Consider the following 12,081-nt stretch of genomic DNA (forward strand, 5'->3'; position numbering starts at 1 on the left):
CGGATCCCTCCTGATCAGACCCCAGCGAACGCCGGGGCCAGTGCCTTGTGCAGGGAAGTGTTCATGAAGTCGTCGCTGACGTGCGTGTAGATGGCCAGGGAGCTGTCGCACTCGTGGCCGACCTGCTGCTGGATGAACCGTCGGTCGACGCCGTCCTCGGTCAGATGCGTGACGTAAGAATGACGAAGTCCGTGCGGGGTCAACTCCTTGGGCAGCCCCAGGGCGTCCCGATATGCCTCGAACCGGTCGTTGATCGAGCCGGGCTGCAGGCGGCCCCCTCGCTCGGTGATCCACAGAGCCGGGTGATCGGGGAATCCGAAGCGCGGTCGGACGTTCTCGACATAGTCGGCGACCGCCTCGACGGCCCAGTCCATCACCGACAGCACGTTCCGCCGCCGCGGCGGCTGCCCCTTCTTCGCCTTGCCGTAGCGGACATTGAGCGTGCCGTACCGGCCGAACTGCCGGGCCTGTGGATTGCGCCCGAAGTCGACCACGTCAAGCTTGGACGTCTCGGTCCGCCGAAGCCCCCACCCGTAGATCACCTTGAAGAGGGTGGCGTCGCGGTAGGCCGCCAGGACGCCCTTGCGTTTCGCCCGTACCGCTCGTTCGACCTGTTCGTCGGCATAGTCGAGGAAAAGCTGCAGCTCTTCCCTGGTGAACGGTCGTGCCTCCGGAGATCCTTCATAATCCTGCAGGTGAGGGAGGGTATTCCACTCATGGCAGATCGCCACCGGGAAGGTGCCGAAGGCTTCCTCGCAGGCGGGGGCCCAGCCGTATCGGGCGTCGATGAGGAGCTCGGTGAACAGCCCAACGGTGCCCTGGTAGCTGCGGATCGTGGAGGGCGCCAGGTGCCTCTCGCTCGTCAGCGATGCCGACCACTCGTCCAGATGGGCGGGCGTCCACCGCCACGGGTACTCGTTCGTGAACTCCAGGAACCGGCGTATCAGCCGTTCCCTCGGGTCGATCGTCTCGTCCTTCAGCCCTCGCGACTTCTGCTGAGCACGCCAACCGCGCAGCATCGCGTCGAACATCGCATCCTCGGGGCGAAGCTGGACCACCCCGGAGACGAGCTCCAGTTGAGCCGACCCGGCCAGGGCCACCTTGCGCTGATGCACCACTCCAGACCATCCCTTCTGGAGAGCAGATCATGCATCAGAAGGGAGCTCCTCGGCAACATCCCTGTTCAGGAGGCCAGTTCGTAGAGGCTAGGGACTCCTTCCGCTTCCCTCCGTGACCAGGTGACCTGCGGGTTCTCGCCCGCCTGATGCAATTCCCGAGGGTTTGCGAAGAACTGGGTCGAGGCGTCGGGGTTGTGGCCCAGGGCTTCCAGGAAGCCGGTCATCGGGTCCCGGCCCCGGTCGTTCTTGCCGTAGAAGTTGAGGTCTCCCTGATTCCAGTTGTTGACCCAGGGACTCATGTCCTTGACGTTGCGTTCCTTGTCATAGGCGATGAGCTTGTCGCCGTAGTCGTTGAGGAACTGGTCGTCGTAGTCGCCGAAGCGCATGAGGTTGCTCATGACCCCGAAGCCCGTCGGGTCGTTGGCGTCGTCGATGCCGAGCCGGTCCGGGCCCAGCTTCACCATCTTCTCTTCCCAGCCCTGCATCTTGTCGCTGTCGGAAAGCGTGGCCGTGCCCAGTGTGATGCCGAGATTCTTCTGGAGCTGCTTCGCCTGTTCGAAGAACTTCGGGTCCCTTCCGAAGCCCTGGTACGGGTCGGCGACTCCGGCGTAGAACTCGAGAATCTTCTTCGGCTCCACCTGAGTGGCGAACCGCTCGGCGAAGAGAGGGTCGTTCTTGTATGCGGCCAGGGTGGTGTTGAGAGTGTTGAGCTCGGTCAGCGTGACGTCGTGCGGGTCCTTCGTGAGGATCTTCGCTGCCTTCTCCGCCTCCGCCACCGCCTTGGCCGCGGAGTCGCGGCCCGAGTAGCCGGCATCGGAGAAGCCGTACTTGGCCTGGTCGACGATGAGGGTGAGCACCTTCGCCGCCGATGTGTCGCTCTCCGTGGCCTTCTTCAGAATGTTCTGAATTTCGTCCCGGAACGCGTCGACATCCTGCTGGGTGTGCTCGGGCAGCGTGGTGCCCTTCGCCGCCCGGTCGGGGTGGATGTTCATGGTGACGGTGAAGGATCCCTCGCCCGTGTCCAGGGCGGTGAGGTTCTTCTGTACCCCTCGGTGGATCGCCGCGTCGAGCTGTGCGCGGTAGCCGACGAGTTCCCCACGGGTGTCGGTGAGGATCTTTGTGATGGTTTCGGCCTGGGTGTGGGCGTCGGCGAACTCTCCGGCCGTCTTGTCCACGAAAGCGCGGGTCACGGTGGCGTTTTCACCGGCCCAGTTCGCTTTGTCCGACTTGGCTTTGAGGGCGTCCTTCGCGTCGTCCTGGAGGACCTTGAGCTTGGTGACCATTTGTTCCCAGTCGGTGATGGCCGCGTCCAGGTCGGAGAAGTTCGCGAAGCGCAGGGAGTCGAGGTCCATCAGTGGCCCGACCTCTCGTCGAAGCCCTTGTCGAGCGTGTCGATGTTGCTGATGATCGTGCTGATGTAGACCTCGTCGCCGGCGTGGGCGCCCTTGGTGAAATCGAGATGGTTCGAGATGTGAGCGCAGGCGTCCAGCAGGGAGCGGACCTGGTCGATCCACCGTGAGGCCACGTGATCGAGGGCCGCGCCTATCGCGAAGGTCTCCGTCTTGAGGCCTCCGGCAGCCTTCTGGGTGGCGGCGCGGGCGTGGTCACCGGCCTTTTCGAGATCCCCGTACATCCGGTATGCGGTATTGCCGATCGCTGCCAGGTCCTGCTGATTGACCTTCAGATCACCCTGGGGAGTCGGCCCTCCGCCGCCTGGTTCGACTTGGTTCAATCGCATCTGGGCCGAGCGTCTTTCTGCCGCTTCGGATTTCAGCTGCTCCCACTCGTCCCACGCCACTGGTGGTTACCCCCGTAGTCCCAATGATTCCCGTATGTCGCCCCTGTGGGCGATATGCGGTGTGTCACTTTATCAATGAGGCTGAGTAATTGTCGTGAGAGTTGACCATGAATTGAAGGATCGAACGCAAGGGGGTTGTGTCCAGCGTGGGGATACCTGGATGAGGTGAGGTGGCTCCCGTGAAGTGCCGGCCCGGGGCGGGGACAGCGGTCCTCGCTCCGGGCCGGCGGCGTTCGTGCGGATCGGGTGCGGTCGCCGGACGAACGGCTTTCGGGCGGACGGTTACCAGACGAACGGCGCGGACTGGTTGCCCGTGGCCACGCACGGAACCGTGGCCGACGTCGGGGACGAGGTCACGATCTGCAGTGACCAGTTGGTGGCGCTGGGCGGACCGGACAGCACCAGGGAGTTCGTGGTGTCACCCGCCGCCAGGGTGCCGGAGGTGAGCTTCAGCGGCCCCAGGGTGATCAACGGGCTGGGGTAGGCCATGCCGGGGTTGGCCTTCCCGGAGAACTGCACCTGACTGGTGACGCCGCCCGAGGTCTTGGTGAGCTTGAGCGTCGTCGTGATGCTGTTCGGGTCGGCAGCGGTGCCGGGCGGCATTTTGATATCGGTTGAGGTGAGCTTGATGGACTTGGACGTGCCCGAGTCGGTTGCGGTCAGGGTGGCGAGACCGCTGCCCCAGGCCCCGCAGTCGTACGTGGCAGTCGCGGTGGTCGGGGTCACCGCCTGGGCCGTCGGTGCCAGGGCGAGCGCGGCGGCCGCGGAGCAGGCCGCGGCCAGCACCAGCGGGATGCGGATGCGTCTTCGGTTCGACGGCCGTACTGAAGTGATTGACATGACGGGGGGAACTCCTTCCGGTTGAAATTCGCAGATCCATGGGATTCCGCGCTTTGCCGTAATCGATGCGTACGCGATCTTCTTGTGGATCTGCGTGCCGGGCCCGGCATGTCGGGTGCAGTGAAGCTGTGATCTCCGGAGATGTCAATAGATGTCAACAGGTGCGTGAAAAATGCCTGCTGAAATGCTTTTCGGGCATTTCTGATAAGGATCAGTCAATCCTCTCTTGACTTCTCTGCATGCGACCTCCTCAATGTGCGCAATCAATGGGCCATGGAGGGGTGTCTGGTGATCCGACGACGAAGACCCGGCGTGACCGGTCTGCTTGCTGCCTGCTTCGTACTGTCACTCAGCTGTGTCGGGGCCACCGCCCAGGCCAGGTCACCGGCCGGACAGCAGGCCACGGGGACGGTCACCCCGACCGTCCACTGCACCCTGCCCGCCGGTCAGGGCGAGGCGACCGGGCCGCAGGAGATGACCGTCGAGCTGTCGCCCGCGGTCGTCGCTCCGGGCGGCAGGGTGCACGCCAAGGTCACGCTGGGCCCGTCCCCCGCCACCAGCGCTCTGCCGCTGGAGGACGTACCGACCATCCCCAGCCTCGACCTCGCGATGTCCGGCGGGGCCACCGGTACCGTCACCGTGCGGGGCGCCGAGTTCACGATGGACATCCCGGCCGGGAAGCCCATCGAACTTCCGCCGTACGAAGGCGACTTCCTGGTACCCGCGGACGCCTCCGGCGAGATCTCGTTCGCCCCGGTCCGTACGCTGACGCAGACCAAGGTGCTCGGCTCGGTCTTCGAGACGCCCTGTGACGTGGTCGGCGGGGGCGGCAGCGTCGGCACCGTCACGGTGGAGGGCACCGGCTCCGAGCCCGCCACCCTGACCGCTCCCGCCGATTCCGTGCGCCCCAACACCGATGTGAAACTGGGTGGTTCGGGCTGGACGCCGGGCGGCACACCCGTGCCTTCGCTCTGCGCGGCGGGCGGTGGCGGCTGCGATCCGCTGAAGTTCAAGGGCCACACCCTCACCATCGACAGTTACGGAACGCTGCACGGCACGGCCACCCTCGCGGAGGCCGGGGCGGTGCCGGACGGCGCGTACAAGGTGAAGGTCAACGACGGCACGAAGGAAGCCACCGCTCCCCTCACCGTCAAGGCCGTCGCGGCCGGCGACCGCGAGATCTCGCTCTCGCGGAGCAGCGGACCGGTCGGCAGTGTGATCACGGTCAGCGGAAAGAACTACAACCCGGACCGCTGGATCAATGTCATCGGCCTCGATGCGACGGGCACCGGGCTCGACGACAGCGCGGTCTACGTCAAGAGCGGCGCGGACGGCACGTTCGCCGTCGAGTTCACCGTGATTTCCGATGCCGTCGTCGCTGTCCAGGCCGACGAGGGCAACGACCCCGCCACCGTACGGACCACCCCGTTCACCGTCACCACGGACGGGGGAGGGGGCGGTGGCAGCGCCGATCAGAAGCTGAACACCTCGGTCAGGGCCGGGACGCTGTCCATGGTCCAGGACGGCGACACCGTCGACTTCGGTACGACGGTCCTGGGCACCGGCAGCGGTGTGCAGCGCTCCCGGCTCAACCGGGTCGAGGTGGAGGACGCCCGCGGCGTCAACAGCGGCTGGTCCCTGACCGCCACCCTCACCGGATTCACCAGCGCCGGCGGGGACACCATCCCGGCGGGCGCCGTGCGGTGGACACCCAAGTGTACGGCGCAGAACGGGAGTTCGGGCGTGCCGGTGGCCGGGTCGCCCGCCGTGCTCGGGAGCGAGGCGGCGAGCCTCTGCCGGATGAATCCGGACGGGTCCCGTCCATTCACCGGAGGCCGGTTCGACGCCGACGCCGATCTCACACTGACGGTTCCCGGATTCACCCGGCCCGGAGATTACAGCGCCACCCTGACACTCACTCTTCTCTGACGGCGAGGTCGTAAGAGCCGTCAGGGGGAAAGACCCGGAGATGCCCGCCTGCTCCGTATCGCAATGGAGCAGGCGGGCGTCGCCATTTCGAATTCGGAGCATTCCCGTAGTCACGGAGGAGTCGCATGTTCGTACGGCCGAGATCGAGAAGACCGGAAGGATCGAGAAGACCGGAAAGACACGGTGCGGTGGTGCGCCGCGCCGTCGCCCTCGCCACCGGGACCGTGCTCGTCTGGACCGGCGGAACCCTCGCACTCGCCCCCGCCGCCCACGCCGGTACGGTCACGCCGACCGTCCACTGCTCCCTGCCCGCCGGCCAGGGCGAGGCCACCGGGCCGCAGCAGATGAGTGTCGCCCTCTCGCCGGGCATCGTCGACCCGGGCGGCAAGGTCCACGCCAAGGTCACCCTCGGCCCGTCGCCCGCCACCAGCGGAATCAGCCTGAACGATGTGCCCACCACCCCCAGCATCGACCTCGCCATGTCGGGCGGCGCGACCGGCACGGTCACCGTCACCGGACCCCAGATCAACCTCAGCATCCCGTCCGGGAAGCCGATCGAGATCCCGCCGTACGAAGGGGACTTCATCATCCCCGCCAACGCGAGCGGACCGATTTCCTTCACCCCGATACGCAATCTGACGCGTACGAAGGTGCTCGGCTCCACCTATGAGACCCCGTGCGACGTGACCGGCGGCGGCGGCTCCATCGGCACCGTCACCGCCGAGGGCACCGCAGGCCATCCGGCAACCCTCACCGCGCCCACGGCCGCCGTCCGGCCGTCCACCGGTGTCGCCCTGTCGGGCAGTCTGTGGACCGTCGGCGCCACCCCCGTACCGTCGCTCTGCGCGGCGGACGGCGGTGGCTGCGACACCGGCAAGTTCGTCTCCAGCACCCTCGCGATCAGCGGCTCGGGGGAGCTGACCGGAAGCGCGGTGCTCGCCGCCGCAGGCGCGGTGCCCGACGGCTCGTACCTGGTGAAGGTCGGCGACGGCACGAAGGAGGCGACCGCACCCCTGACCGTCAAGGCGTACGTCCCGGGCGGGCCACGGGCCATCGCTCTCTCCCGCGCCGGTGCACCGCTCGGCAGCGTCATCAAGGTCACCGGCAGCAACTACTTCCAGGACCGCTGGATCAACACCGTCGGCCTGGACGCGAGCGGTGCGACGCTCGATGACACCGCCGTCTATGTGAAGAGCACCGCCGACGGCACGTTCAGCGCCGACTTCACCGTCTCCGACCCGGCCATCGCCTCGATCCAGGTCGACGAAGGCAACGACCCGTCGACCGTACTGACCACCCCGTTCGCCGTGACCGACGCCTCCGCGACGCTCTCCGCGGGCGCGGCGAAGGTCAAACCCGGCGGAACGATCACTCTCTCCGGCGGCGACTGGCCGACCGGGACCACACCCGCCGCCGCGCTCTGCGCAGCCGACGGCAGTGCCTGCGACAGCGCACGGATCAGCCGCTCCACTCTCCGGATCAACGCCGACGGAACGCTCGCCGGTACGGTCACCGTGGCCGGATCCACCCCGCGCGCCGTGTACGCGCTCCAGGTCACCGCAGGAGGAGCGCAGGCCCTCACCCCGCTGACCGTCGCCCCGACCTTTGTCGTCCTCACCCCGTCGGCCGGGCCGAAGGGCACCGCCGTCACCGTGCTCGGGCAGGGCTTCGCCCCCGTGGCCACCGTATCCGTCGTCGGGCTGCGGGCCGACGGATCACAGACGTCCGACCCGGCGAAGACGAAGGTCGTCGGGCTGGACGGGGCGTTCTCGCAGACCTTCACGGTCAACGCCGCCGACACCGTCGCGATCCGGGTCCGGGAAGTCCTCGTCAACCCGCGCACCGAGACCGCGGCGTTCACCGTCCAGGACGGGACCGCCCCCGCCGGACCGTCCTTCGCGCTCTCGCCGCCCGAGGGGCCCGTCGGCACGGCCGTCCAGGTGACCGGCCGGGGCTTCGCCCCCGTCGCCACGGTCTCGGTGACAGGCCGCACCGCGGACGGGAAGCAGACCTCGGACTCGTACGTCACCCGGGTCATCGGACTGGACGGCACTTTCGCCCTCAACTTCACCGTCCGCGACCCGGCGACGAAAGCGATCAGAGCCTGTGAGGTGCTCGTGAACGGAAAAGTTGTCCAACAGACTTTCACGGTGAGTTAGCGTCCTTTCACCCCCGGTGCGCGGAGCGCCCGCCGAGCCATCGGCCGACCTGGACGCGCGTAGACGTCCAGGTTTCGGCCGGCGCCGCGCTGACCGGTGCGGATGCTTCTTCACCACAACTCCACTCCCGTCGGCGCCCGGATTCTGAACGAGGTCTTCCGCTGAGCGGACTGACTCGCTACTGTCCCAAAAATATGCACGCCCCGTGGCAGTGCCGCCGCGGAGCGCAGTCGGCTGCCGGCGGCCTCTCCGTGCGTCGCCGCTGGGACCGGTGATGCACATTTCCATGGGAGCCAGCCGCCGCCGCTCACCAAAGAGGAGAAAGAGGAGAGGGCGTCGTGACCGCGGAGACCTCCCAGACGCTCGACCGGGGACTACGAGTCCTCAAACTGCTCGCCGACACCGACCACGGCCTGACCGTCACCGAGTTGTCCAAAAAGCTCGGCGTCAACCGAACCGTGGTCTACCGTCTGCTTGCCACCCTGGAGCAACACGCCCTGGTACGCCGCGATTTGGGCGGCCGGGCCAGGGTGGGCCTCGGCGTGCTGCGCCTGGGCCGCCAGGTGCATCCGCTCGTACGGGAAGCAGCGCTGCCCGCGCTGCGGTCCCTCGCCGAGGACATAGGGGCCACCGCCCATCTCACACTGGTCGACGGCAGTGACGCGCTGGCGGTCGCCGTCGTCGAGCCGACCTGGACCGACTACCACGTGGCCTACCGGGCCGGCTTCCGCCACCCGCTGGACCGGGGTGCCGCGGGCCGGGCGATCCTTGCCGCCCGCCAGATGCCGGTGGGCGAGACCGCCTTCACCCTCACCCACGGCGAACTGGAAGCCGGGGCGAGCGGGGCCGCGGCTGCGCTGGTCGGGGTGACGGGGGTCGAGGGAAGCGTGGGCGTGGTCATGCTCACGGACTCGATACCCGAACGGGTCGGCCCCCGAGTCGTGGACGCGGCCCGCGAGGTGGCGGACGCGCTGAGGTGACACCGGGGCCGTCCGGCCGGCCGACCCGGAGAGTTACGGCCTCACCCACGATTGGCAGTGGGAGAAGGAGCGGTGTCTGGGGCCTTCGAATCCAAGGCGGAGGTCCCAGGCGCTGCGCCGCCGCTGCCAATCGTGGGTGAGGCCGTTAGATTGGGCGGGTGCTCACTCGCCTCTCACGCTCCCGCATCATCGCCCTGTGCGCCCTGCCCATCCTTGCCCTGTTCGGCGTAGCCGCCTTCGCGCCGCTGCCGTTCACCCTGGCGCAGCCCGGCACGACCGCGAATGTGCTCGGGAACGATCAGGGCAAGCCCGTGATCAGTATCGAGGGCGCGCCGACCCGGCCCACCAGCGGGCAGCTGCGGATGACGACGATCCTCGCGACCGGGCCGACCGCCGACATCGGCGTCGGCGACGTGATCGACGGCTGGTTCCGTACAGACCGGGCGGTTATGCCCCGCAACTCCGTCTACCCGACCGGCGGCTCCGAGAAGGAAATCGAGAAGCACAACCTCGAAGACATGAAGAAGTCGCAGAACTCCGCCGTCGACGCGGCCCTGAACTACCTCGGCAAGCCGAAGGACTCGGTCGACGTCACTCTGCACCTTGCCGATGTGGGCGGCCCCAGCGCGGGTCTGTTCTTCGCGCTCGGCATCGTCGACAAACTCAACGGCAACGGCTCCGGCGGCGATCTCACCGGTGGCCGCACCATCGCGGGCACTGGCACGATCCAGGCGGACGGCACGGTCGGCGCGGTCGGCGGGGTGTCGCTGAAGACTCAGGCCGCGCACCGCGACGGTGCGACCGTCTTCCTCGTCCCGAAGGCCGAGTGCAGGCAGGCGCTTGCCGAGCTCCCCGAGGGACTTCAGCTGATCCCGGTCACGACCCTGAAGAGCGCGGTGTCCTCGCTCCAGGCGCTGGAGCAGGGGAGCAAGGTCCCGAGCTGCTGACCTCGGCGGCCGGTGACGGTACGGAGGCCTCCGGCGCCGTACCTCCGGACCCGGGCCCGGACCCCGCTGCCGTATCCCCGCCCCCCGCCCCGTCCATCGTCCGCCACACCGGGAACACCAGCGGGCTCAGCGTCGCCAGCAGGTACACCCCGCCCATCGCCAGCAGCGCACCCCTCGCGCCCGCGCTCTCCACCAGCAGGCCGGCCGCGAGACCGCCCACCGGCATGGCCAGCTCACCGCCCGCCGTGAGGACCCCGGAGACCCGGCTGCGCAGCTCGTCGGGCACGCTTCCGTAGATCACCGTCGTCAGGATCGGGTTCAGCACCCCGCCCGCGATGCCGCTCAGCGCCATGGTCACGGCGAGCGGCAGCGTCGTCCCGGTCAGCGCCGCGACCGCATACCTGGGCGCCCCGCACAGCACCACGCACACCGTGAAGACGGCCCGCCGCGAGAAACGGTGCCCGACCGCCCCGTACAGCAGCGCGCCGGTGAGCCCGCCCGCGCCGAACAGCGCGGTGAGCAGCCCGATGTCCCTGGCCCCGCCCAGCTCGGCGGAGGCGTGCACCGGCAGCAGGACGGCGTTCCAGCCCTGATCGGTGCCGTTCATGAAGAGGACCATCACCACGACCGCGAGCAGCAGCCGGTTGCCCAGCAAGTAGGTGTATCCCTCGCGCAGTTCGGCGCGGTACGCCCGCAGCGAGACGGGAGCGGTGACCTTTCGCGGCTCGGCCGCGCGTACTCCTCGTACCCCGGCCGCGATCAGCAGCGCGGAGGTCAGGAACGTCGCAGCGTCCAGCAGCAGTACGGTCTCCGCGCCGACCAGCGCGATCAGTACGCCGGCCAGCGCCGCCCCGACCATTCGGGCGCCGCGCGAGACGGCGTCGAAGAGGCTGGCGGCGCGGGCGAGAGTGGTGCCGGCGTGCTCGGCGAGATCGGGTACGAGGACGTATCGCGCCGTGTTTCCCGGGGTGTGCAGGAGTCCGCTGACCGCCATCAGCGCGCACAGCATCCAGAAGTCGAGCGCGTCCGCGTAGTGCAGCAGCGGGATGGCGGCAACGGCGAGGCCGCACACCAGGTCGGAGGCGACGGAGACCCGCCGGCGTCCGATCCGGTCGATGACGGGCCCGCCGATCAGTGCCGAGACGACGATCGGCAGCGTCGCGCAGAAGGCGACGACACCGGCCCGTCCCGCGCTGCCCGTGGTCTCCAGGACGAACCACGGCACCCCGATCAGGGTGAGTGAATTCCCCATGGTGGAGATCGAGTTGGCCGCCAGGACCGAGGCGAGCGGCCTGCGGTCGCGACTTGCGGCGTGCGGGGCGCCGTGCGCGTCGGTGCTCCTGTTGTCGTCCGTGTTGTCGTACGCGCTGTCGTGTGAGTTCTTCCCCCCGTCCATGGCTCTAGGCCGTGCGGGGTGAGTGGGTCGAAGGTGTGGGCTGGTTCGGTATCAGGCGCAGGCCCAACTCCACCATGGTCCAGCCCAGTTGGGTTCGCATGCGCTTGCGTGGGGCGCGCGGCACCAGGCAGAACTCATCGGCCTTGTGGCGCAGTTCGGTGGATCGGGCGGCGTGCAGCTGCAGGTGTGTATCGGGGTGCATGGCGATGGGTCCCTTCGGTCGGTTCAGGCGCTGGGGCGCGGGAAGAGGTGCAGATGCGTGCGGACCACGGCCGAGCCTTCGGCGTCCTCGGGGACGCGTCCGCGATAGCTGTTGACCAAGTCGTGGATCTTGTAGGCCAGTTCGCTGCTGAGCTCAGGGGTGAGCCGGATCTTGAAGTCGCTGAGGTCCCAGTTCTCGGTCCACTCCTGGGGCCACTCGTGCATCGTGCCGAGCCAGGTGTTCAGTTCCTGGGCGTGGGTCGTGGCGATTTCATGGAGCACCACGTTCATGGCGCCGCGGACCTCGGGGTCGGCGTCCCGCATGATCTTCGTGTTGAAGGCGCTGCCGGAGTGCAGCGCCCGCCACCACCGCTCGCGGCCCTTGCCGAGCGTCGGGTCTTCCTCCACGAAGCCGTACGTGGCCAGTTGGCGCAGGTGGTAGCTGGTGGCACCGCTGGACTCGCCGAGCCGGTCGGCGAGTTTGGACGCGGTGGCGGGGCCGAACTCGCGGAGTGTGTTGAGCAGTCGGATGCGCAGGGGGTGGGCGAGCCCGCGCAGCGTGCGGGCGTCGATGTTGAGCACCTTCGGATCGTCGGCGCCCTTGTGGTCGCCGGCGGCTTCTTTCGCTTCCATGCCCCAACGATAGAGTTGCAAAGGGGGCTTTGCAACACCTTCTTTGCATCGACTTCTTTGTAACCCGCGGAGGGCTCAAT

11 protein-coding genes are annotated in these 12,081 nt (G+C 68.1%); 4 read left to right on the forward strand and 7 right to left on the reverse strand.

Annotation, left to right across the window (positions count from 1 at the left end):
* Positions 1-14 precede the first annotated feature (14 nt).
* The 4 genes from ACH4EW_RS08970 to ACH4EW_RS08985 all read right to left on the reverse strand — a co-directional run bounded on the left by ACH4EW_RS08970 (position 15) and on the right by ACH4EW_RS08985 (position 3,756).
* Entirely contained in the window at positions 15-1,118 is a 1,104-nt protein-coding gene (locus ACH4EW_RS08970) for a tyrosine-type recombinase/integrase (protein ID WP_398253559.1), read from the reverse strand.
* Between the two features lie 65 nt (positions 1,119-1,183).
* Positions 1,184-2,470 (reverse strand): DUF6571 family protein, encoded by a 1,287-nt coding sequence (locus ACH4EW_RS08975; RefSeq protein WP_398253561.1) that lies wholly within the window; start codon positions 2,468-2,470, stop codon positions 1,184-1,186.
* The gene (locus tag ACH4EW_RS08980) at positions 2,470-2,916 is read right to left on the reverse strand and encodes a hypothetical protein (RefSeq protein WP_398253564.1); all 447 of its coding nucleotides are present in this window, start codon (positions 2,914-2,916) and stop codon (positions 2,470-2,472) included. The genes ACH4EW_RS08975 and ACH4EW_RS08980 overlap by 1 nt, the downstream gene beginning before the upstream one ends.
* 282 nt (positions 2,917-3,198) lie before the next feature.
* Positions 3,199-3,756 (reverse strand): hypothetical protein, encoded by a 558-nt coding sequence (locus tag ACH4EW_RS08985; RefSeq protein ID WP_398253566.1) that lies wholly within the window; start codon positions 3,754-3,756, stop codon positions 3,199-3,201.
* 312 nt (positions 3,757-4,068) lie between these two features.
* Between ACH4EW_RS08985 and ACH4EW_RS08990 the strand changes: the two genes are divergently transcribed.
* The 4 genes from ACH4EW_RS08990 (at position 4,069) to ACH4EW_RS09005 (ending at position 9,771) form a co-directional block, all read left to right on the forward strand.
* The gene (locus tag ACH4EW_RS08990; RefSeq protein WP_398253569.1) at positions 4,069-5,685 is read left to right on the forward strand and encodes a WxL domain-containing protein; all 1,617 of its coding nucleotides are present in this window, start codon (positions 4,069-4,071) and stop codon (positions 5,683-5,685) included.
* Between the two features lie 191 nt (positions 5,686-5,876).
* The gene (locus ACH4EW_RS08995; protein ID WP_398253571.1) at positions 5,877-7,844 is read left to right on the forward strand and encodes a hypothetical protein; all 1,968 of its coding nucleotides are present in this window, start codon (positions 5,877-5,879) and stop codon (positions 7,842-7,844) included.
* A 338-nt stretch (positions 7,845-8,182) separates the two neighbouring features.
* Complete coding sequence (locus ACH4EW_RS09000) at positions 8,183-8,824, forward strand: IclR family transcriptional regulator (RefSeq protein WP_398253574.1); 642 nt, start codon at positions 8,183-8,185, stop codon at positions 8,822-8,824.
* A 158-nt stretch (positions 8,825-8,982) separates the two neighbouring features.
* Positions 8,983-9,771 carry a PDZ domain-containing protein gene (locus tag ACH4EW_RS09005; protein WP_398253576.1) on the forward strand — a complete coding sequence of 263 codons (789 nt, stop codon included), beginning with the start codon at positions 8,983-8,985 and terminating at the stop codon, positions 9,769-9,771.
* On the opposite strand, the gene ACH4EW_RS09010 is transcribed toward ACH4EW_RS09005, so the two are convergent.
* The 3 genes from ACH4EW_RS09010 to ACH4EW_RS09020 all read right to left on the reverse strand — a co-directional run bounded on the left by ACH4EW_RS09010 (position 9,701) and on the right by ACH4EW_RS09020 (position 12,001).
* Entirely contained in the window at positions 9,701-11,023 is a 1,323-nt protein-coding gene (locus ACH4EW_RS09010; RefSeq protein WP_398254745.1) for an MFS transporter, read from the reverse strand. The two genes, ACH4EW_RS09005 and ACH4EW_RS09010, sit on opposite strands and share 71 nt — an antisense overlap.
* Before the next feature lie 148 nt (positions 11,024-11,171).
* Positions 11,172-11,369 carry a hypothetical protein gene (locus ACH4EW_RS09015; RefSeq protein ID WP_398253578.1) on the reverse strand — a complete coding sequence of 66 codons (198 nt, stop codon included), beginning with the start codon at positions 11,367-11,369 and terminating at the stop codon, positions 11,172-11,174.
* 23 nt (positions 11,370-11,392) lie between these two features.
* A complete protein-coding gene (locus ACH4EW_RS09020) occupies positions 11,393-12,001 on the reverse strand; it encodes an ArsR/SmtB family transcription factor (protein ID WP_398253580.1) in 609 nt (202 codons plus the stop codon).
* Positions 12,002-12,081: the final 80 nt, after the last annotated feature.

This window comes from Streptomyces sp. NPDC018000 (assembly GCF_044328025.1).
In the GTDB taxonomy this organism is placed as follows: domain Bacteria; phylum Actinomycetota; class Actinomycetes; order Streptomycetales; family Streptomycetaceae; genus Streptomyces.

What these genes read in the sequence shown, in the direction of transcription:
- ACH4EW_RS08975 (WP_398253561.1), bottom strand. Translation starts at nt 2,470, where the DNA reads ATGGACCTCGACTCCCTGCGCTTCGCGAACTTCTCCGACCTGGACGCG.
- ACH4EW_RS08985 (WP_398253566.1), bottom strand. Translation starts at nt 3,756, where the DNA reads ATGTCAATCACTTCAGTACGGCCGTCGAACCGAAGACGCATCCGCATC.
- ACH4EW_RS09010 (WP_398254745.1), bottom strand. Translation starts at nt 11,023, where the DNA reads ATGGGGAATTCACTCACCCTGATCGGGGTGCCGTGGTTCGTCCTGGAG.
- ACH4EW_RS09015 (WP_398253578.1), bottom strand. Translation starts at nt 11,369, where the DNA reads ATGCACCCCGATACACACCTGCAGCTGCACGCCGCCCGATCCACCGAA.
- ACH4EW_RS09020 (WP_398253580.1), bottom strand. Translation starts at nt 12,001, where the DNA reads ATGGAAGCGAAAGAAGCCGCCGGCGACCACAAGGGCGCCGACGATCCG.